The sequence below is a fragment of the Nitrosospira sp. Nsp14 genome (assembly GCF_900113575.1).
Classification (GTDB): Bacteria; Pseudomonadota; Gammaproteobacteria; order Burkholderiales; family Nitrosomonadaceae; genus Nitrosospira.
Window position 1 is genome coordinate 192,513 of record NZ_FOPV01000004.1, and the last position, 20,180, is coordinate 212,692.

Here is a 20,180-nt window from a genome sequence, read left to right on the forward strand (position 1 = left end):
CTCGGGGACAAGGCTAAATATAAATAGCCCAGCTGGACACGTTTTTTCCAGGTGGGCTAGTTGCTTTACGGGTTTTAGCCGTAATAGGTAAAGAATTTCGCACGCAACTTACCCGTAATGACCTCGGGGCATCGTATCCGCTTAAACGAATCGATCCGGCCCCGAATAAAGGTCTGCTTCCCGTAGTATATTTCCCGCCTTCCCGGTTTGCTCGTGGTGAGATTAGGCTGGCCTTTAGGTGAAAACGGCTGGTAGCCAAATTCTTCCCGCCCGTGCCAAGTGCCAAGTGCCAAGTGCCAAGTGCCAAGTGCCAAGTGCACATCTTAGAACGCTACAACTCTCGACGTTTAATTGACACAGATCACCCTCTCGGTGAGGATAGCGGGCACACTTTCTCCCCGTCACATCGTCGAGGGTATGTAAGCGCGAGGCGTGTTGCTATATCGATTGCTGAATCGCGTAAGCGCAAAGCCCAATCAATGCCTGGGGGAAAATCCCGAACGCAAGTATTGCGATTCCGTTCGCGCTCAGCAAGATCTTAAAGTCGCCCTGCGGCAGGATGGCAGCGTCGGTTTCCGGCTCATCGAAGTACATCAGTTTAACAATGCGCAGGTAGTAAAACACGCCAACCAGCGAGAGAAGCACGGCCACTACTGTCAGCCACACGTAGCCCGCATTTAATACCGCTTCCAGCACCGACAGCTTGGCGTAAATACCGACGGTGGGCGGGATACCGGCCATGGAGAACATCAACAGCAAGGTAACAAACGCATACCAGGGGTTGCGCCGGTTCAACCCCTTGAAGTCGTCGAGCTTGTCGGCCTCAAAGCCTGCGCGCGACAATAGCATGATCATGCCGAAGGTGCCGAGCGTCATCAGCACGTAAACCACGACGTAGAACATCGCGGCGCTGTAGCCGTTTCCATCGGCGGCAATGATACCGAGCAGCATGAATCCCATATGCGATATGGTCGAGTACGCCAGCATGCGCTTGATGTTGGTCTGGGCAATGGCGGCGAAATTGCCGATTATCATGGACATGACCGCCAGGATGATAAGCATGTCCTGCCACTCCCCTGCCAAGCCGCCCAGACCTTCTGCAAGCAAGCGCATGATGAAGCCGAACGCGGCAAATTTTGGCGCTGCACCGATAAACAGCGCTACCGCTGTCGGCGCGCCCTCATAGACATCCGGCACCCACATGTGAAACGGAGCAACACTCAGCTTGAAGCTGATGCCAGCCACGATGAAGACGAGCCCCACCACCAGCACGGCATGGTTGGTGACCCCGCCCTGAATGACTTCGACCACCCGCGCGATATCGAGCGAGCCCGTCGCGCCATAGATCATGGACATTCCATACAAGAGGAAGCCGGACGCGAGCGCCCCGAGGACAAAGAATTTGATGGCCGCTTCGGTTGCTGCTACCGACTCCCGCCTCATCGCCACCATTGCATATTGCGACAGCGACAGCAATTCCAGGCCCAGATAAAGCGTCAGAAAATGGCTGGCGGATATCATGACCATCATGCCGAGCGTCGCAAACAGCGTCAGGCTGAAAAATTCCCCGCTCAGCATGCCGCGTTCATCAATGTACGCCCGCGAATACACCAGTACGGCGGAGACCGTAACGTATACCAGCATCTTCAGTATATCCGCCATTGCGTCGTCGACGAACATTCCGGAGAATGTATACACGACATCGGGCGCCGAGGTGGCGAAAGTGATCAGCAGGCAGCCAAACAAGGACAGCTGAGCCAGCGAATAGGCTATATGGGATTTCTTCCCGCCCCAAGCAAGGTCCGCCAGTAACACCACGCAAACCATTATCAGAAGAAAGATCTCTGGATAGGCGGGGGCGAAATCAGGCTGCAAAAAATTCATTTATCATCCTCAAACAGGCGGCGCGCATTTCATTTGTACTATTTGGACTAAAGTTTGCTGCGAGCGACATGCGCCAGCAAATCATCGACCGTGGTATGCATTACTTCCAGTAATGGTAGCGGGTAGAGACCCATCCCAAGCACCGCAGCGGCAAGTACTGCCAAGATAAGAATCTCACGAGGGTTGATGTCCCTGAGTCCCTCCACTCCGGGATGCGTCACGGCCCCAAAGATCACCCGCTTGTACATCCATAGCGTATAAGCAGCACCGAAAATAAGCGTGGTCGCAGCAAGAAACGCGTACCAGAAATTCACCTTGATCGCAGCCATAATGACCATGAATTCACCCACGAAGCCACTCGTGCCGGGTAGTCCCGAATTGGCCATGGCGAACAGCATGAAAAACGCCGCAAACATCGGCATCTTGTTGGCTACGCCGCCGTAATCTGCGATCTGTCGCGAGTGGAGCCGGTCGTACATCACGCCCACGCACAGAAACATCGCTGCGGAAACAAAGCCGTGCGAAATCATCTGCACCATCGCGCCTTCAACGCCATAATCGTTGAACAGGAAAAAACCCAGTGTCACAAACCCCATGTGCGAAACCGAGGAATAGGCGATGAGCTTTTTCATGTCCGCCTGCACCAGCGCTATCAAGCCAATGTAAACCACTGCAAGCAGGGACAATACGATCATCATCGCGGCAAGGTGGTGGCTGGCGTCGGGAACGATTGGAAGCGAAAAGCGCAAGAAACCATAGCCCCCCATTTTCAGCAGTATCGCCGCCAGCACGACCGATCCGCCCGTGGGGGCTTCCACGTGCGCGTCCGGCAGCCAGGTGTGAACCGGCCACATCGGCACCTTTACCGCAAACGCCAGCAGAAATGCGATAAATATGAGCACCTGCGGCGTCAGCGGCAATGGCAGCTGGTGATAATCAAGGATCGAGAAACTTCCGCCGGAGACATTATAGAGATAAATGAATGCTACCAGCATCAGCAGTGAGCCAAGCAGCGTATAGAGGAAAAACTTGATTGCCGCATACACACGATTGGGGCCACCCCAAACGCCAACGATAAGAAACATCGGAATCAGGGAAGCTTCCCAGAACACGTAGAACAAAATCGCATCGAGGGATGAGAACACACCATTGACGATGCCGGACATGATCAGAAACGCGCCCATGTATTGGGAAACACGGTTGCTTATCACCTCCCACCCCGCGATTACCACCAGCGGTGTCGTGAAACAATTTAGCAGAATCAGGGGCATGGCGATTCCATCCACACCCAGGTGATAATGAATGTTGAATCGGTCGATCCAGGGTCTGTGTTCCACGAACTGCATTGCGTTCGTTAAAGGATCAAACTGGGTATAAAGCGGAATCGCAACCAGGAAGCCCGCTACCGAGCCAATAAGCGCGATCCATCTTGCCAGTTGGGCATTTCGGTCGCCACCAGTAGCGAGCACTGCAATTCCAGCCGCAATCGGCAGCCAGATGATCAGACTTAACAGGGGAAGGCCAAACAGCATTTTTATTCCGTTTTATTCATTGTCGCGGGGAGAAGCGGAGCCGAAACCCTAACAACCTCTTGCTTTTATTGGTTCACGACCCGAACAACCACAAACTCATCAATACGAAAACACCGACGATCATGGTGAACGCATAATGATAGATATAGCCGGACTGGAAGCGGCGTATCAGCACGGCAGTTCCGGCCACCACCCGTGCTGTGCCATTGACGAAGAAGCCATCAATCACTTTTACGTCGCCAAATTTCCAAAAGCCGCGTCCGAGCGTACGCGCGCCGCCGGCGAAGAACCAGGAATAAAATTCATCGATAAAATACTTCCGTTCAAGCAGCACAGAAACCGGCCCAGCCGCGCTTTTAATTCTCGCGGGCAGGTCCGGTTTCACCAGATACAGATACCAGGCGGCGAAAATGCCAGCTACTGATAGCCAGAAAGGCAGGGTGGAAAATGCGTGAGTCATCATTCCCAGCACGCCGTGAAATTCCGACGACAGTTTTGCCATTGCCTCATGCTGCGGCATGATCTGGATGGCATCGCCGAAATAGCCGCCAAACAACATTGGACCGATCAGCCACCCGGCGCCGATGGATGGTATGGCAAGGGCAACCAGTGGGAGCGTAACCACCCACGGTGATTCATGCAGATGCTCTTCCGTGTGATGGTCCATCCGCGGCTTGCCGTGGAAAGTCATAAATAGCAGCCGGAAGGTATAAAACGCGGTAATGAATACTGTCGTCACGGTGCAGAAATAAGCGAAACCAGCGCCCGGGATGTTGGCGAAATGCACGGCTTCGATGATGGTGTCCTTGGAAAAGAAACCTGAAAGGCCAGGCACACCGGCGCTTGCCAGCGCTGCGATCAACATTGTCGCGTAGGTGATAGGCATATACTTCTTGAGCCCGCCCATTTTCCGCATGTCCTGCTCGTGATGCATGGCGATAATGACCGACCCTGCGCCCAAAAACAGCACCGCCTTGAAGAAAGCATGGGTCATGAGATGAAAAATTGCCGCGGAATAAGCCGAGGCGCCCAGCGCCACCGTCATGTAACCCAACTGCGAGAGCGTGGAATATGCGACCACACGCTTGATGTCGTATTGCACGATCGCGACCAGCGCCATGAAAAGCGTTGTTATGCCGCCAATGACCAGTATGAATGACAGTGCGGTTTCGGTTAATTCAAACAGCGGTGACATGCGCGCAACCATGAAAATACCGGCGGTGACCATCGTCGCGGCATGAATCAGGGCTGAGATAGGGGTTGGGCCTTCCATGGAATCGGGCAACCATACATGCAGTGGAAACTGCGCTGATTTACCCATTGCGCCAACGAACAACAGGATGCAGACCGCAGACAATACCGCCCACGGCGTGCCGGGAATGATTTCAATCGTCTGCGTGGCGACTTCCGGAGCCTGGGCGAATACTGCCGCGTAATCCAGCGTTCCGAAGTACACCAGAACCAAGCCGATGCCAAGCAGGAAACCGAAATCACCCACGCGATTGACAAGAAATGCTTTCAAATTGGCGTAGACCGCGGACGGCCGCGTATACCAGAAGCCAATGAGCAGATATGAAACCAGTCCCACCGCTTCCCAGCCGAAGAAAAGCTGGAGAAAGTTGTTGGACATCACCAGCATCAGCATTGAGAACGTGAAAAGCGAGATGTAGCTGAAAAAACGTTGATAACCCGGATCCCCGTGCATATAGCCGATCGTGTAGATGTGCACCATGAGCGATACGAAGCTCACCACCACCATCATCGTGGCCGAGAGCTGGTCGATAAGAAATCCGACTTCAAAACGGGTATCGCCGGCCGTCATCCATGTGTAGACGCTGCCGTTATAGATATTCCCTTTCAACACGTCCAGAAATACAGCGATGGACCCGGCCACGCACACAAGCATGAACGCAATGGTTGCTCGATGACTCCAGGCCGGGCCGATCACCCGGCCCAACAGCCCGGCGATAAGCGCTCCCGCCAACGGCGCCAGCGGCACTAACAGATAAAGTTTTTGCATCTCAGTCATGGAAAATCAGTTTTTCTTATATTGACCGGCTAGTAATCCACCTTCGGTCAACCCTCAGCCGATCCCCGGCTGCCCCAAGCGGAAAACTCACCCCTTGAGTTTGTCCAGGTCATCCACGTTGATGGTGCGCAGATTTCGAAACAGCACCACCAGTATCGCCAGGCCAATGGCCGATTCCGCCGCCGCAACGGTAAGGATGAAGAAGACGAAGATTTGCCCTGAGGCGTCCTGGAGGTAATGGGAGAACGCGACAAAATTCATGTTCACCGCCAGCAGCATCAGTTCGATCGCCATCAGCAGGATAATCACGTTCTTCCTGTTCAGGAAAATACCGACAATGCTAATGGCGAACAAAATCGCCCCGAGAACAAGGTAATGGGATAACGAAATCAAGCTAGCGCCCCCTCTTCAGGACATCAATATTATGCTTCTTATTCTTTCTTCTCCGATGGCATTGACACCATCCGAATCCGATCCGCGCGTTTTACCGCTACCTGCTTGGAAGCATCTACTGACTTGGTCCCCGTGCGCTGCCGCAACGTCAGCGCAATGGCCGCGACGATCGCCACCAGTAGAATGACCGCTGCCAACTCAAAGGCATAAACATATTCCGTGTAAATCAGACGACCGAGTTCCTTGGTATTGCTGTAATCAGCGCCCCGCGAGGGCGGAGCCGGCATTTCCTCCAGGCCGAATTGTTTGCCCATGAGCACCATGGCCATTTCGGCCGCCATTACAAGTGCCAGCAATGCTCCAAAAGGGAACCACTTCAGGAATCCCTCACGCAACCTATCTATGTTGATATCCAGCATCATTACAACGAACAGAAACAACACCATCACTGCGCCGACGTATACCAGCACCAGGGTGATCGCGAGGAATTCCGCTTCTAACAACAGCCACAGGCCCGAGGAGGTAAAAAACGCCAGCACCAGCAATAATGCCGCATGCACGGGGTTGCGGGCAGTAATCACACCCAGGGCAGCCAACACCAGCACGGTGGAAAAAAAGTAAAAAATTATATCTTGAAAGCTCATGTGGGCACTTCTATAAATTCTGTTCTAGTTGGTTGATTCGCCCTCAGCCGCGCCACGGGACGAACCCACGCGCCTCAGCAACGGATGCTACAGATCAATCGGACATGCCGCATGCAACCGCATAAATGGTAAAAATCCCCCTGGTACCGGCAATAAGCCCGGTTCCGGATCTAAAAATCCTGTCTGAACCTCGGTGGCCGGGCCTAGCGATAGCCCGCGTCTGCTGCCCTGTCCTTCGCGATCTTTTCCTCATACCGATCCCCGACCGCGAGCAGCATCTCCTTTGTATAGATGAGGTCGCCACGCTTCTCGCCGTGATATTCCAGAATGCTGGTCTCGACAATCGAGTCGACGGGACAGGATTCCTCGCAGAATCCGCAGAATATGCACTTCGTAAGGTCGATATCATATCGCGTGGTACGGCGCGTGCCGTCCTCGCGCTGCTCGGATTCAATCGTAATGGCAAGCGCGGGACAAACCGCCTCGCACAGCTTGCATGCGATGCAGCGCTCTTCTCCATTCGGGTAACGGCGCAGCGCATGCAACCCGCGGAAGCGGGGAGACAGGGGCGTCTTTTCCTCGGGAAAGTAAACTGTAATTTTGCGCGCAAACATATACCGGCCGGTGAGCATCATCCCCTTAAGCAGCTCGAACAGCAGGAAAGTACGGAAAAAATCCTTGATACGGTTCATGGCTTTTCCCTTTCTCAGTGGAACCACAAATTAAGAGGGAATGCTTCGCGCAACGATGACGGAAGCTGCATAACCAAGCCGAGCAGCACTATCCAAATCAGTGTGATCGGAATGAAAACCTTCCAACCCAGACGCATAATCTGGTCATAGCGGTAGCGCGGAAAAGTGGCGCGGAACCATAGAAAGCAAAACAGCAAAAACGCCACCTTCAGGACCAGCCAGATGAAACCGGGAACCAGCGTAAACGGCGCGATATTAACCGGCGGCAGCCAGCCGCCCAGGAATATGATGGTGGCTAGCGTGGCCACCAGGATCATATTGGAATACTCGGCCAGGAAAAATACGGTGAAAGCCATGCCTGAATACTCGACATGGAAGCCCGCGACGATTTCCGATTCACCCTCTGCCACATCGAAAGGCGCGCGATTAGTCTCCGCTACACCGGAGATGAAGTAAACCAGAAACATGGGAAACAGCGGAACGAGGTACCAATTGAGCAAACTGCCGCCCTCCTGCCCCTTGACAATATCTCCCAGGTTCAGGCTTTGCGACATCATCAGCACACATACCAGCGCGAAACCCATTGCCAGTTCATACGACACGACCTGCGCGGCAGAACGCATCGCGCCGAGAAACGCATACTTGGAATTCGATGCCCAGCCGGCGATGATCACCCCGTAGACTCCCATCGAGGTCATCGCCAATATATAAAGCAGACCGGCGTTGACATCCGCCAATACCACTTCGGGAGAAAACGGCACTACCGCCCACGCCGCCAGCGCGGGCGCAAAGGTCAAGACCGGCGCAAGGATGAACAGGAACTTGTTGGCCCCGCTGGGAATGATGATTTCTTTCATCACCGCCTTGACCGCATCTGCGATCGGCTGCGCCCAGCCGCCGAGCCATGGTATGCCAAAGAAAGTGACGCGGTTGGGTCCGACACGCAACTGCATGAAGCCGATGATCTTCCGTTCCGCAAACGTAAGATAGGCAACCGCAAGCATCAGGGGCAGTATGATGGCCACGATCAACAACACGTTCTTCGTCACGAGGAACAGGGCCGGGCCCCACTCGGGGCCGAAAAATTCTCCGAACAACTGTTGCGCGTATTCCATCAAATCATCCTGGTCTATTCCATCACAATCTTTCGACGGTGATTTCCCCGAACATTCCGCCCAGCGCCGCAGTCAGTGGATGCGCCGAGGCGATGCGTACACAGTTGGCCGGAAGCTTGTCGTCCTGCGCCGCAGCGAGATGCGCTTCACCTTCACCCTGCTTCAGCCTGACGCTTTGTCCAGGACCAATGCCGAGTTTGTCCATTAAGTGGGTCGGCATCCATGCCACCGGCTCGGCCGCATCTCGTGTGCGCTGCAGGGATTCCGCACGGCGCACGACGGGATCCGCCTGGTAAATCGGCACCTCGCCTATGCGCTGGATACTCGTATCCTCCACCGCCAGCGCGACATTCTCGACCACAAAACTTCTCAGATCGTTGTTCAGACGAGCCGTGACATCGTTTCCATCCGGTAAAATCTCAGCGCGCACCTGCTCCGGCGTTTCGTAGCCAAAACCATCGATCTGAAGCATATTGCCCAGCACGCGCAGAACCTTCCACGCCGGGCGCGTCTCGCCGAGAGGAGCCACCACGCCGTTGAAACTTTGTACCCTGCCTTCGGTACTGATGAACGTACCGGAAGTTTCAGTAAACGGGGAAATAGGCAGCAACACATCCGCATAATCCGCCTGCAGGATTGCGTCACTTTTGTAGGCGGACATCAGCACCACCAGCTCCGCCGCGCCGAGTGCCCGCCGGGTTTGCTGTGGGTCATAACTATCGAGATCCGGTTCCAGGTTCATCAGGATGAAGGCGCGGCACGGCTCGGCGCCATTCGATCCGAGCATCCGGGACGCATCCAGCCCGGTCGAAGGGCCCTCCCCCGTATTGTCGCCCGTCCCCGCGTCCTTACGATCGCCGGGAATTGCACCTGCAATGTAGGCGCCCACACTGTTGGCGGCTTCCCCCAGGACGCCGAAGGGCGTCTCGGTAATTTGCGCGAGCTGCTGCGCCAGCGCGTGTATATCGGCATATTTTGGATGATGCTGGGCCAGGTTGCCCAGAAAAATTCCCGCCGGCTTGCTGTTGATGAGACTTTCGGCGATGGCCCGCGCAGTATCCGTTACCTGCACGGCGCTCAGCGCCTCTCCGGCGCCACCAGGAATTTCCGTCCCTTTCGACTCGGCCGCGGCTTTCACAACCTGCGCCAGCATCTGCGCCATTGCAGGGGGGCCAACAATGGCGCGATTCGTCACCTTGCAAAGTAGATCGTCATCCACCGGATTGATCAGATTTAGCTGCGCCCCCTGTTTCACGGCCTGACGCAATCGTTGCGCCATCAGCGGGTGATCCTTGCGAAGTATGCTGCCAACGACCAGCGCAGATTTCAGGCGGGATAGATCGGCAACGGGCATGCCCAGCCACGGCGTGCCCTGCAGATATGCATCTGTGCGGAAATCGCACTGGCGCGGACGGTGATCGACATTTCCGCTACCCAGTCCGCGAACGAGCTTTTGCAATAAATAGAGTTCTTCAAGCGTGCTGTGAGGAGAAGCCAGTGCGCCGATATGCTGAGCACCGTGTTTTTCCTTGACCGCGTTCAATCCGTTGGCGATAAATTCGAGCGCGGTTTGCCAGTCGCATTCCTGCCATTGACCCTCGCGCCTTATCATCGGCTTGGTCAAGCGCTCCTCGGAGTTCAAGCCCTCGTAGGAAAAACGGTCCTTATCGGATATCCAGCATTCGTTAACTTCCTCGTTCTCGCGCGGCAGTACCCGCATTACGCGGTTCTGCTTGACTTGGACCACAAGGTTGGAACCCAGACCGCAGTGCGGGCTCACGGATCTCCGGCGTGATAGTTCCCAGGTACGCGCCGAATAGCGAAATGGCTTGCTGACCAGCGCACCGACCGGACAGAGATCGATCATGTTGCCCGACAATTCCGAATCCACCGTACTGCCGACAAATGAAAGGATCTCCGCATGCTCCCCTCGACCCGCCATACCAAGTTCCATGATTCCCGCGATTTCCTGGCCAAAGCGCACGCAACGGGTGCAATGGATACAGCGAGTCATGTCGGTGGAAATCAAGGGTCCCAGGTTCTTGTTCGCCACGACGCGCTTGGCCTCGGTATAGCGTGAGGAACTCGACCCATAGCCCACTGCAAGGTCCTGCAACTGGCATTCGCCGCCTTGGTCACAAATCGGGCAATCCAGCGGATGATTGATAAGCAGGAATTCCATCACCCCTTTCTGGGCGGTTACGGCCTGGCCTGAGTGAGTCGACACCTTCATGCCTTCCATCGCCGGCGTCGCGCATGCCGGCAGGGGTTTGGGAGCCTTCTCCACCTGTACCAGACACATGCGGCAATTGGCAGCGATCGACAGTTTCTTGTGGTAGCAGAAATGCGGAATGAATATACCAAGCTGATTGGCGCCATCCATTACGGTAGCATTCTTCGGAACGGAGACCGCTTTACCGTCTATCTCAAAATTGATCATCGGTTGCATGCTTTAGTATTAATGAGTGGGCGCGAAGGAGAAAATCACTCTGACCACGACGCTACTATTCCGGCTACACCATGCATCGCTTGTGCTCGATATGGTAAGCGAACTCATCACGAAAATGCTGGATCATGGCACGGACCGGCATGGCCGCGGCATCACCCAGCGCGCAAATCGTTCGTCCCTGAATATTGTCGGCAACGTTATTGAGCAGGTCCAGATCCTCCATCCGCCCTTTTCCGGTTTCGATGCGATGCACCACGCGATAAAGCCAACCCGTGCCCTCCCGGCAAGGCGTGCACTGGCCGCAGGATTCCTCAAAATAAAAGTATGAAAGCCGCTCCAGCGCTCTCACCATGCAGGTCGTATCGTCCATAATGATGACGGCGCCGGAACCCAGCATGGAACCCGCCTTGGCTATGGAATCATAGTCCATGTCCGTCTCCATCATGATATCCCCGGGTAACACCGGCATGGATGAGCCGCCCGGGATACAGCCCTTCAGTTTACGCCCACCGCGCATACCCCCGGCCATTTCCAGCAGCGTCTTAAACGGGGTGCCTAGCGGGACCTCATAATTGCCAGGCTTGTTGACGTGACCCGAAACCGAGAAAAGTTTTGTCCCGCCATTGTTGGGCTTGCCCAACTGTAAAAATTGCTCGCCACCATTTCGAATGATCCAGGGCACGGAGGCGAACGTTTCAGTATTGTTGATGGTGGTTGGCTTGCCATAGAGGCCAAAACTCGCCGGAAACGGCGGCTTGAAGCGGGGCTGGCCTTTCTTTCCTTCCAATGATTCCAGGAGCGCCGTCTCCTCCCCACAGATATAGGCACCGTAGCCATGATGGTTATATAACTGGAAACTGAAATCCGAACCGAGGATATTGTTTCCCAGCCACCCGGCGGCCCGAGCCTCCTCGACCGCCTCTTCCATCCGTTCGTACGTATCCCAGATTTCGCCGTGTATATAGTTGTAACCCGTCTTGATACCCATGGCATATGCGCCGATCGCCATGCCTTCGATCAGGATATGCGGATTGTGGCGCATGATGTCGCGGTCCTTGAAGGTGCCGGGCTCGCCTTCATCGGAGTTGCACACCAGGTATTTATCACCCTCATACTGCTTGGGCATGAAACTCCACTTCAATCCGGTCGGAAATCCTGCGCCGCCACGGCCGCGCAGGGCCGATTTTTTTACTTCCTCTATAATTTTTTCAGGCGGGATCTTTTCCTCGAGAATTTTTCTCAGCGCAACATAACCCTCGCGCTGCTGGTAATTCCGAAGGCGCCAGTTATCGGCGTCCGACGGGTTCAACCCGGCCAATAATACCTGGGTGGGCTGGGTCATTTGCTCAACTCCTCCAGTAATTGGTCGAGGTTCTCATTGGACATGAAACTGCACATGCGCTTGTTATTGACCAGTAGCACGGGCGCGTCGCCACAGGCTCCCATGCATTCACCTTCTTTCAAGGTAAACACGCCGTCCGCGGTCGTTTCATTGAAACCGATGCCGAGCTTTTGTTTCATATGCGACGCAGCATCATTGGCGCCGGACAGCGCGCAAGGCAGATTCGTGCAAATGGTGATCTTATATTTACCCAGGGGCTGCAAATTGTACATGTTGTAAAAGGTCGCGACCTCATACACTGCAATCGGCGGCATGCCAATGTAATGGGCAATGAAATCCATTGTTTCGGGGGCCAGCCACCCTTTCTCATCCTGAGCAATGGCGAGCGCGGACATTACCGCCGACTGGCGTTGGTCAGCCGGATATTTCGCCAGTTCACGATCAATTTTTCCTAGGGATTCTGCACTTAACATCTTGATAGCTATTAACCGTAAATGAGCTTATCGGTCGATTTCTCCGAACACGATATCCTGCGTACCGATAATGGCGACAACATCCGCGATCATATGGCCCCTTGACATTTCGTCCAGCGCCGCCAAATGGGGAAATCCCGGGGCGCGGATTTTCAGCCGGTATGGCATATTGGCGCCATCCGATACCAGATAGATACCGAATTCACCTTTGGGATGCTCTACTGCGGCATAAGCCTCACCGGGAGGCACGTGGAAACCTTCGGTAAAGAGCTTGAAATGATGAATCAGCTCTTCCATGTTCTGTTTCATGTCCACACGAGCGGGCGGTGCCACCTTATGGTTATCGGTTATGACCGGGCCGGGGTTCTTCCGCAGCCATTCGACGCACTGCTTGATGATCCGGTTCGATTGGCGGAATTCTTCAATTCGTACCAGGTAGCGATCATAGCAATCCCCATTTACGCCCACGGGTATATCAAAATCCATCTGATCGTAGACCTCATAGGGTTGCTTCTTCCGCAAATCCCATTCCACGCCGGAGCCGCGCAGCATGGGGCCCGTGAAGCCCAGCGCCTTGGCGCGCTCGGGCGTAACCACCCCAATGCCTACAAGCCGCTGCTTCCATATCCGATTATCGGTCAACAGCGTTTCGTACTCATCTACATAACCGGGAAATCGGTTTGTAAAATCGTCAATAAAGTCCAGTAGCGAACCGGTACGGTTCTGGTTGCGTAACCGGGTGGTTTTTTCGTCATGTATCTTGGAAGCCTCGTATTGAGGCATGGATGCCGGCAAATCGCGATAGACTCCGCCGGGCCGATAATAGGCCGCATGCATTCTTGCGCCCGATACCGCTTCGTAGCAATCCATCAAGTCCTCACGGTCGCGGAACGCATAAAGAAATACCGTCATTGCGCCTACGTCCAAGGCATGAGCACCCAACCACAAAAGGTGGTTGAGTATTCGCGTGATCTCGTCGAACATCACCCGGATAAATTGGGCTCGCAACGGCACTTCGAGCTTGAGCAGCTTTTCGATGGCCATAACATAAGCATGCTCGTTACTCATCATCGAGACATAATCCAGCCGATCCATATAAGGAACAGACTGAATAAATGTCTTGTTCTCGGCGAGCTTTTCAGTTGCGCGATGCAGCAGACCGATATGCGGATCGGCGCGTTGTATAACCTCACCGTCCAGCTCCAGCACCAGCCGTAATACGCCATGCGCAGCGGGATGCTGCGGGCCGAAATTCATGGTGTAATTGCGTATCTCAGCCATGTTTCAGAAAACCTCTGGATAAACTGGACACGAAGGCGATGGAGCCCCCGTGACGCAAGCGCCCGGAAGGAGATGACCGTCCCGGCTTCATTCGCTATCCCCATAATGCTCTTCGCGGATCACGCGCGGTGTGATCTGCCGTGGTTCGATACTGACCGGCTGATAGATGACCCGCTGCTGGTCGGGGTCGTAACGCATTTCCACATTTCCACTCAGTGGAAAGTCCTTGCGGAAAGGATTGCCGATGAAGCCGTAATCAGTGAGAATGCGCCGCAGATCGGGATGACCCGTAAAGACAATGCCATATAGATCGAATGCCTCGCGCTCGAACCAATTAGCCGACGGCCATATGCCAATTACCGAATCCACCACGGGAAATTCGTCATCATCCGCGAATGTCTTCAGCCGCAACCTGTGGTTATGACCGAGCGAAAGCAAATGGTAAACAATGGCGAAACGCCGGCCTATCCGGTCATCCTGAGGTCCAGACTCGGAACCATAGGCGGAGTAATCCACACCGCACAAATCGATGAGTATCTCAAAGCGGAGATCCGAGTGATCCCGCAACGTTTCCATTACCTGCAAAAGATCGCCTGCACGGACCGATGCGGTGAGTTCACCCAATTGTGCACTCATGCTGACAAGCTTATCGGCCAGCACATTTTGCAGGCAAAAGGAGAGCGTTTCCAGGCGAGAGGATGTCATATATTACTTAACGGGCAATGGTGTTGGTGCGGTGGATTTTGTTCTGCAGCTGGATAATGCCGTAGAGCAGCGCTTCTGCCGTGGGGGGGCAGCCGGGAACATAGATGTCTACCGGCACGATTCGGTCACAGCCACGAACCACGGAGTAGGAGTAATGATAATAGCCCCCACCATTGGCGCAGGACCCCATGGATATGACCCACCGTGGCTCGGCCATCTGATCATAAACTTTACGCAGCGCCGGGGCCATCTTATTACACAGGGTTCCGGCCACGATCATGACGTCCGATTGGCGCGGGCTGGGACGAAATACGATGCCAAAACGGTCGAGATCATAACGTGAAGCGCCAGCCTGCATCATTTCCACCGCACAGCATGCCAGCCCGAAAGTCATCGGCCACATAGAGCCGGTACGGCCCCAATTGATGACCGAATCCAGACTGGTGGTAACAAAACCTTTTTCCATCACTCCGTTCGCGCTCATAATCCTAGTCCCACTCCAGGGCGCCTTTCGTCCACTCGTAGATAAAGCCAACGACAAGGATACCCAGAAAAACTATCATTGCGACAAAACCAAACAAGCCGATCTCATTCAAAACGACTGCCCATGGAAACAGAAAAGCAATTTCCAAATCGAACAGAATGAATAGGATCGCCACGAGATAGTAGCGCACGTCAAATTTCATGCGTGCATCTTCGAACGCTTCGAATCCGCATTCATACGGGGAAAGTTTCTCGCTGTCAGGACGATTGGGGGCACATAGCCAGCCAAATGCCATCGGTAACACGCCGACCGCAAGACCAATCAGGATGAATAACAGAATAGGGAAATAATTTTCGAGCATCACGTAATTAAAAATAAAGAGCTAGAGAGATCAGGCAGCACTCCGGGCCGAACTGTTACGCTGATTTAAGCCCTATTTCAACTGGTGCCGACGGCGAGAGTCGAACTCGCACAGCTTTCGCCACCGCCCCCTCAAGACGGCGTGTCTACCAATTTCACCACGTCGGCGGCTTAATTTGAGTTCTAGTCGAGACCTACCGATTAGAACGCGGCTTTGGTCAATTGTTCAACTAGCTCATCATTTAATTATTTTGGTATTTCTGTAGCCTTCGAGGTTCCTTCTTCCGCCGGGCGCGACGGCGCCGGTTCCACGGGCTTCGATTTAACCTGCGTCGCCTTTTCCATTACGCCACCGCTCTCCGTCTTGTTGGTCGAGAGATAAGTAAGACCAAGACTGGTAACGAAAAATACTGCAGCCAGCGCGCCGGTCGTCCGGCTCAGGAAATTCGCGGAGCCGCTAGCGCCAAACAAGCTTCCCGATGATCCGCTGCCGAAGGCGGCGCCCATGTCGGCCCCCTTTCCATGTTGCAGCAGCACCAGAACGACGACGCTCACCGCCGACAGAACGTGCACTATCCAGATAAACGTTTCCAAAAGCCTGCTCCAGATGAGTTAATTTTTTGCGGCATCGCAGATGGCGACAAATTCGTCGGCAACAAGGGATGCGCCGCCAATCAATCCCCCGTCGATATCTGGCATGCCGAATAGTTCAGCCGCGTTGCTCGCCTTGACACTGCCGCCGTATAGGACCTGCAATTCGCCGGCCACTACGGAATCATTCGCCGCGATTCGGCGGCGGATAAAGGCGTGAACATCCTGCGCCTGCTGCGGCGTCGCGGTTTTACCGGTCCCAATCGCCCATACCGGTTCGTAAGCCAGCACAGCTTTCGCAAGCGCGCTCACGCCCGTCAATTCGACCACCGTGTCCAGTTGTTCCGCCACCACTTGCTCCGTGATGCCCGCGTCTCGCTGATCGAGTGTTTCCCCCACACACAGGATAGGAATCAGCCCTGCGGCCTGGGCTGCTCTGAATTTAAGCGCCACCGTATGACTATCCTCGCCGTATAATGCCCGTCGCTCTGAATGTCCGACAATTACATAGCGACACCCGAAATCGACCAGCATTGCTGCGGAAACCTCGCCCGTATAAGCTCCCTTCTCATGCTGGCTGACATTCTGGGCGCCCCAGGACACATGCGTGTTCGCTAGTACCGACTGTGCCTGCGCAAGATACGGATAAGGCACAGATACGGCAATACCGACTTCCTTCAACTCTACGGTCCGCGAGATGACTGCGTTCAGTAAACCTTGATTTTGAGCCGTGCTACCATGCATTTTCCAGTTGCCCGCAACCAGCTTTGAACGCCTAGCCATAAGAGAAGCCGCCTTGTCCGTATGTCAAAGCTGCGAATGTTACCCGTGAATGAATACCGGGTCAATCATTGGGGTCTGTTGCCAGGACATCGCCAACGTCGGGAACAAGAACTCAGCAATGCACGAGGGGAAAGAGAAGCAAAAAGTGTTGGACGCAAGCCAGAGCTAGCTACAATACAAAGAGCGGAACCGCTCTATCTGTGCCGGAACACGTAAGGTTTCAGCCAAACCGCCCGGTAATGTAATCTTCAGTCTGTTTATTTTTCGGTTTGATGAAAATATTGTCCGTGACATCAAATTCGATGAGTTCGCCCAGGTACATATAGGCTGTATAGTCGGAAACCCGCGCCGCCTGCTGCATGTTATGGGTGACAATAAGGATTGTAACTTTATCCTTCAAATCGGTGATAAGCTCTTCAATACTGGCGGTCGCGATGGGGTCCAGCGCGGAGGTTGGTTCGTCGAACAACAGGATTTCGGGGTCGGTAGCCAGGGCTCGGGCTATGCATAAGCGTTGCTGCTGGCCACCGGACAGATTAAACGCGAGCTCATTCAGCCGGTCTTTTGCTTCGTCCCATAAGGCTGCGTCGCGCAGGGCTTCTTCCACTTTCTCATCCAATATGGCGCGCTGCCTGATCCCCCGCACACGCAGGCCATATGCAACATTCTCGTAAATGGATTTCGGGAATGGATTCGGTTTTTGAAAAACCATACTAATACGCATCCGTACTTCAATTGGATCGACGGCCCGCGAAAGGATGTCGACATTGTCCGGATGCAAAACGATCTCACCCACGTAACGATTGCCTGGATAAAGGTCGTGCATGCGGTTAAAGCAACGCAAAAAAGTGGATTTACCACATCCGGACGGCCCGATCAGCGCAGTTACTTGTTTCTCGTGTAACGGCATATTGATGTTCTTTAGCGCGGAGAACGAACCGTAGTAAAAACTCAGGTTTTTTACTTCGGATTTATAGCGTACAGGCACTGAATCCCCCTGGGGATCAATTAGGGCGGCAGCGACTACCATTTGATGTTTTTCCGCATGCGATAGCGCAAGTAGATAGCAAGCGCATTCATTGTGAGCGTCATCACCACCAGTATCAAACCTGCAGCTGCAGCATTGACTTGAAACGCCTCTTCCGGCCGCGAAACCCAGTTGAACATTTGGATCGGCATCACGGTAAATGGAGCCATCAGCCACTCGAAAGACAGAAAAGGAAACTCGTCCTTAAAAGGCGCTGGCGGCAAAAATGCGATAAACGTTAGCGCCCCAATCGTAATTATTGGCGCCGTTTCGCCGATTGCTCGAGCAAGGCCGATAATAACGCCGGTCAGAATCCCGGCTGCGGAATACGGCAACAGATGGTCAGAGACGGTTTGCCACTTGGTTGCGCCGAGTGCATAAGCACCTTCACGAATAGCGACGGGAATGGCGCGGATGGATTCGCGGGTTGCCACGATCACGACCGGCAAGATCAGTAACGCCAGCGCCAGCCCTGCGGAAAGAATACTCTGGCCGAAACCAAACTGGTGCACAAACAGACCTAAGGCCAGCAGTCCGTAGATGATGGATGGAATGCCCGCCAGGTTGGTTACGTTGATTTCAATGATCTCGGTAATGATATTTTTTGCGGCATATTCTTCCAGATAGATCCCCGCACCGATGCCCAACGGTACCGCGGCCACGGCAGTTACCACCATGACCAGGGTCGTACCAATCCAGGCGGAAAGTATCCCGGCTGATCCCGGACGACGCGAGGGAAAAGAAGTGAAGAAATCCCATGTCAACCGCGGCGATCCATCGATTAGCATGTGAGCAAATAACGCCATGAAGGTCAGGAGCGCGATCATCAGCACAAACACGCCAACGATCATGAAGATGAGATCCCAAGCCTTGTGGCGGGCAATAATGCTCCGAATCTCGCTCAGATCCTGGTCGCCTCGCATCAGCTGTACCGGTTAAAGGGGAAAATAACCATATTTATGCCGAGGGAATTTGACACCAGAAAACACATCGAAAGTTGGAAAAGCACTGACGTTGGTCAATATACTTCGCGATACCGTTTGCGTAAAACGTGTCCAACGATGTTGAACGCAAGCGTCAATAGCAGCAACGTAAGTCCAGCGGCAAAAATGGTCTGGTAGCCGACACTGCCATGCGGGAGGTCACCGAGGCTTACCTGTACGATGTAGGCCGTGATGGTAGCTGCGGGCTCCGTCGGGTTCCAGGTGAGGTTCGGCTGCATCCCCGCGGCAACCGCCACGACCATGGTCTCACCGACCGCACGCGATATACCCAAAATATAAGCTGCGGCGATCCCGGAAAATGCTGCAGGCATGACTACCCTGATGGCGGTCTGAAATTTTGTGGCCCCCATCGCGTATGAGCCCTCTCGAAGGTTCATGGGCACGGCACGCATCGCGTCCTCCGCCATGGAGCTCACATAGGGAATGATCATGATACCCATCACCAGCCCGGCGGATAACAGGCTGAAACCCGGCAGCCCCGGGATAATCTTCTGCAACAGGGGTGTTACGAAGAGTAATGCGAAATAGCCGTATACAACGGTGGGCACCCCGCCCAAAAGCTCAAGAAACGGCTTGGCGATCTCACGTACGCTGAAAGGCGCGAATTCAGAAAGATATATGGCCGTGATCGTCCCCAGTGGAATAGCAACCAGGAGAGCCACGCCGGAACTCACCACCGTGCCCGAGACCAGCGGAAGTATCCCGTAATGCGCATCATCAAACAGCGGGGTCCATTGGGTATCGGTCAGGAAATCCCATATTGAAACATGTTCAAAAAATACGATGGACTCCTTCACCAGCATTACCACGATAGCCAGGGTGATGGCGACCGAGAGAGACGCCATCAGAAACAGCAACGTTTCAATCGCGCGTTCGCCAAGATGGCGCCGATAACTGTACCCGAGACTTTTTGAACGAGAAGGTACGTCGGAAGATTGTGTAGTCACTGGCAAGGGCATTCGAAAAGAGGACGTTTCTTGACAGGTTACATATTAGGAGGGAAATATTACAGTTTCGTGACATAGAGAAACTGCAGACCACCAATCTCAGGTCGAAACGGGTGAAACGCGTGTTAGCAAACGAATCTCTCTCTAGTCTGAATTCGCTATGAATCAGCGAAAATCCAGACTAGGAAGAGATTATTGGCGATTTCTGGAACGGAGTGACGTGAAAGAAGAAAGCCTTGCTGAATAGAGCCGGCGTGATATGCGCCAGCACCGAACGCTCAGCATCGGCCTATTCCTCATCCTCGTCATCGTCGTCCTCATCCTTTTTCTCGGGTTTGAGGACCATCTTGCCCTGCTTTTTGCTCTCGTTCAAGTCGGTCTCGGCGACTTCCTTGTGCACCAGGTTCTGGTGGCAGTCAATGCAGGTTGCGCCCTCGGTTTCCAT

19 protein-coding genes and 1 tRNA gene are annotated in these 20,180 nt (G+C 54.1%); all 20 read right to left on the reverse strand.

Features of this window, described 5'->3' with window-relative positions:
* Positions 1-438: 438 nt before the first annotated feature.
* Complete coding sequence (gene nuoN / locus BM022_RS04295) at positions 439-1,884, reverse strand: NADH-quinone oxidoreductase subunit NuoN (RefSeq protein ID WP_091137156.1); 1,446 nt, start codon at positions 1,882-1,884, stop codon at positions 439-441.
* A gap of 47 nt (positions 1,885-1,931) precedes the next feature.
* Positions 1,932-3,416, reverse strand: coding sequence for an NADH-quinone oxidoreductase subunit M (locus tag BM022_RS04300; RefSeq protein ID WP_091137158.1), 1,485 nt, complete (start codon positions 3,414-3,416; stop codon positions 1,932-1,934).
* Positions 3,417-3,489: 73 nt separating this feature from the next.
* Positions 3,490-5,445, reverse strand: a complete 1,956-nt coding sequence (gene nuoL / locus BM022_RS04305; RefSeq protein ID WP_091137160.1) for an NADH-quinone oxidoreductase subunit L — start codon at positions 5,443-5,445, stop codon at positions 3,490-3,492.
* 87 nt (positions 5,446-5,532) lie between these two features.
* Positions 5,533-5,838 (reverse strand): NADH-quinone oxidoreductase subunit NuoK, encoded by a 306-nt coding sequence (gene nuoK / locus BM022_RS04310; RefSeq protein ID WP_091137162.1) that lies wholly within the window; start codon positions 5,836-5,838, stop codon positions 5,533-5,535.
* 38 nt (positions 5,839-5,876) lie between these two features.
* On the reverse strand, positions 5,877-6,482 hold the full coding sequence (locus BM022_RS04315) for an NADH-quinone oxidoreductase subunit J (RefSeq protein ID WP_091137164.1): 606 nt from the start codon (positions 6,480-6,482) through the stop codon (positions 5,877-5,879).
* A gap of 203 nt (positions 6,483-6,685) precedes the next feature.
* Positions 6,686-7,174, reverse strand: coding sequence for an NADH-quinone oxidoreductase subunit NuoI (gene nuoI / locus BM022_RS04320; RefSeq protein WP_091137165.1), 489 nt, complete (start codon positions 7,172-7,174; stop codon positions 6,686-6,688).
* Between the two features lie 14 nt (positions 7,175-7,188).
* Positions 7,189-8,289 carry an NADH-quinone oxidoreductase subunit NuoH gene (nuoH, locus tag BM022_RS04325; RefSeq protein WP_091137167.1) on the reverse strand — a complete coding sequence of 367 codons (1,101 nt, stop codon included), beginning with the start codon at positions 8,287-8,289 and terminating at the stop codon, positions 7,189-7,191.
* Between the two features lie 22 nt (positions 8,290-8,311).
* Entirely contained in the window at positions 8,312-10,729 is a 2,418-nt protein-coding gene (nuoG, locus tag BM022_RS04330) for an NADH-quinone oxidoreductase subunit NuoG (protein ID WP_091137168.1), read from the reverse strand.
* A 73-nt stretch (positions 10,730-10,802) separates the two neighbouring features.
* Positions 10,803-12,080, reverse strand: a complete 1,278-nt coding sequence (gene nuoF / locus BM022_RS04335) for an NADH-quinone oxidoreductase subunit NuoF (RefSeq protein ID WP_091137170.1) — start codon at positions 12,078-12,080, stop codon at positions 10,803-10,805.
* Complete coding sequence (nuoE, locus tag BM022_RS04340; RefSeq protein WP_091137172.1) at positions 12,077-12,553, reverse strand: NADH-quinone oxidoreductase subunit NuoE; 477 nt, start codon at positions 12,551-12,553, stop codon at positions 12,077-12,079. The genes nuoF and nuoE overlap by 4 nt, the downstream gene beginning before the upstream one ends.
* 27 nt (positions 12,554-12,580) lie before the next feature.
* Complete coding sequence (locus BM022_RS04345; protein WP_091137174.1) at positions 12,581-13,834, reverse strand: NADH-quinone oxidoreductase subunit D; 1,254 nt, start codon at positions 13,832-13,834, stop codon at positions 12,581-12,583.
* Between the two features lie 87 nt (positions 13,835-13,921).
* Positions 13,922-14,539, reverse strand: a complete 618-nt coding sequence (locus tag BM022_RS04350; protein WP_091137176.1) for an NADH-quinone oxidoreductase subunit C — start codon at positions 14,537-14,539, stop codon at positions 13,922-13,924.
* A 7-nt stretch (positions 14,540-14,546) separates the two neighbouring features.
* On the reverse strand, positions 14,547-15,023 hold the full coding sequence (locus BM022_RS04355) for a NuoB/complex I 20 kDa subunit family protein (RefSeq protein WP_091137177.1): 477 nt from the start codon (positions 15,021-15,023) through the stop codon (positions 14,547-14,549).
* Positions 15,024-15,027: 4 nt separating this feature from the next.
* Positions 15,028-15,384, reverse strand: a complete 357-nt coding sequence (locus BM022_RS04360) for an NADH-quinone oxidoreductase subunit A (RefSeq protein WP_091137179.1) — start codon at positions 15,382-15,384, stop codon at positions 15,028-15,030.
* An 82-nt stretch (positions 15,385-15,466) separates the two neighbouring features.
* A tRNA-Leu gene (locus tag BM022_RS04365) sits at positions 15,467-15,551 on the reverse strand.
* A gap of 78 nt (positions 15,552-15,629) precedes the next feature.
* A complete protein-coding gene (gene secG, locus BM022_RS04370; RefSeq protein WP_091137181.1) occupies positions 15,630-15,977 on the reverse strand; it encodes a preprotein translocase subunit SecG in 348 nt (115 codons plus the stop codon).
* A gap of 18 nt (positions 15,978-15,995) precedes the next feature.
* A complete protein-coding gene (tpiA, locus tag BM022_RS04375; RefSeq protein WP_091137183.1) occupies positions 15,996-16,757 on the reverse strand; it encodes a triose-phosphate isomerase in 762 nt (253 codons plus the stop codon).
* Between the two features lie 220 nt (positions 16,758-16,977).
* Entirely contained in the window at positions 16,978-17,787 is an 810-nt protein-coding gene (gene pstB, locus BM022_RS04380) for a phosphate ABC transporter ATP-binding protein PstB (RefSeq protein WP_091137185.1), read from the reverse strand.
* Positions 17,781-18,707, reverse strand: a complete 927-nt coding sequence (pstA, locus tag BM022_RS04385; protein WP_091137186.1) for a phosphate ABC transporter permease PstA — start codon at positions 18,705-18,707, stop codon at positions 17,781-17,783. The genes pstB and pstA overlap by 7 nt, the downstream gene beginning before the upstream one ends.
* A 95-nt stretch (positions 18,708-18,802) precedes the next feature.
* Complete coding sequence (pstC, locus tag BM022_RS04390; protein WP_256208920.1) at positions 18,803-19,735, reverse strand: phosphate ABC transporter permease subunit PstC; 933 nt, start codon at positions 19,733-19,735, stop codon at positions 18,803-18,805.
* Between the last annotated feature and the right edge of the window lie 445 nt (positions 19,736-20,180).

Coding starts and splice junctions, on each gene's coding strand:
- nuoN (WP_091137156.1), bottom strand. CDS start 1,884: ATGAATTTTTTGCAGCCTGATTTCGCCCCCGCCTATCCAGAGATCTTT.
- BM022_RS04300 (WP_091137158.1), bottom strand. CDS start 3,416: ATGCTGTTTGGCCTTCCCCTGTTAAGTCTGATCATCTGGCTGCCGATT.
- nuoL (WP_091137160.1), bottom strand. CDS start 5,445: ATGACTGAGATGCAAAAACTTTATCTGTTAGTGCCGCTGGCGCCGTTG.
- BM022_RS04315 (WP_091137164.1), bottom strand. CDS start 6,482: ATGAGCTTTCAAGATATAATTTTTTACTTTTTTTCCACCGTGCTGGTG.
- nuoI (WP_091137165.1), bottom strand. CDS start 7,174: ATGAACCGTATCAAGGATTTTTTCCGTACTTTCCTGCTGTTCGAGCTG.
- nuoH (WP_091137167.1), bottom strand. CDS start 8,289: ATGGAATACGCGCAACAGTTGTTCGGAGAATTTTTCGGCCCCGAGTGG.
- nuoG (WP_091137168.1), bottom strand. CDS start 10,729: ATGATCAATTTTGAGATAGACGGTAAAGCGGTCTCCGTTCCGAAGAAT.
- nuoF (WP_091137170.1), bottom strand. CDS start 12,080: ATGACCCAGCCCACCCAGGTATTATTGGCCGGGTTGAACCCGTCGGAC.
- nuoE (WP_091137172.1), bottom strand. CDS start 12,553: ATGTTAAGTGCAGAATCCCTAGGAAAAATTGATCGTGAACTGGCGAAA.
- BM022_RS04345 (WP_091137174.1), bottom strand. CDS start 13,834: ATGGCTGAGATACGCAATTACACCATGAATTTCGGCCCGCAGCATCCC.
- BM022_RS04350 (WP_091137176.1), bottom strand. CDS start 14,539: ATGACATCCTCTCGCCTGGAAACGCTCTCCTTTTGCCTGCAAAATGTG.
- BM022_RS04355 (WP_091137177.1), bottom strand. CDS start 15,023: ATGAGCGCGAACGGAGTGATGGAAAAAGGTTTTGTTACCACCAGTCTG.
- BM022_RS04360 (WP_091137179.1), bottom strand. CDS start 15,384: ATGCTCGAAAATTATTTCCCTATTCTGTTATTCATCCTGATTGGTCTT.
- tpiA (WP_091137183.1), bottom strand. CDS start 16,757: ATGGCTAGGCGTTCAAAGCTGGTTGCGGGCAACTGGAAAATGCATGGT.
- pstB (WP_091137185.1), bottom strand. CDS start 17,787: ATGGTAGTCGCTGCCGCCCTAATTGATCCCCAGGGGGATTCAGTGCCT.
- pstA (WP_091137186.1), bottom strand. CDS start 18,707: ATGCGAGGCGACCAGGATCTGAGCGAGATTCGGAGCATTATTGCCCGC.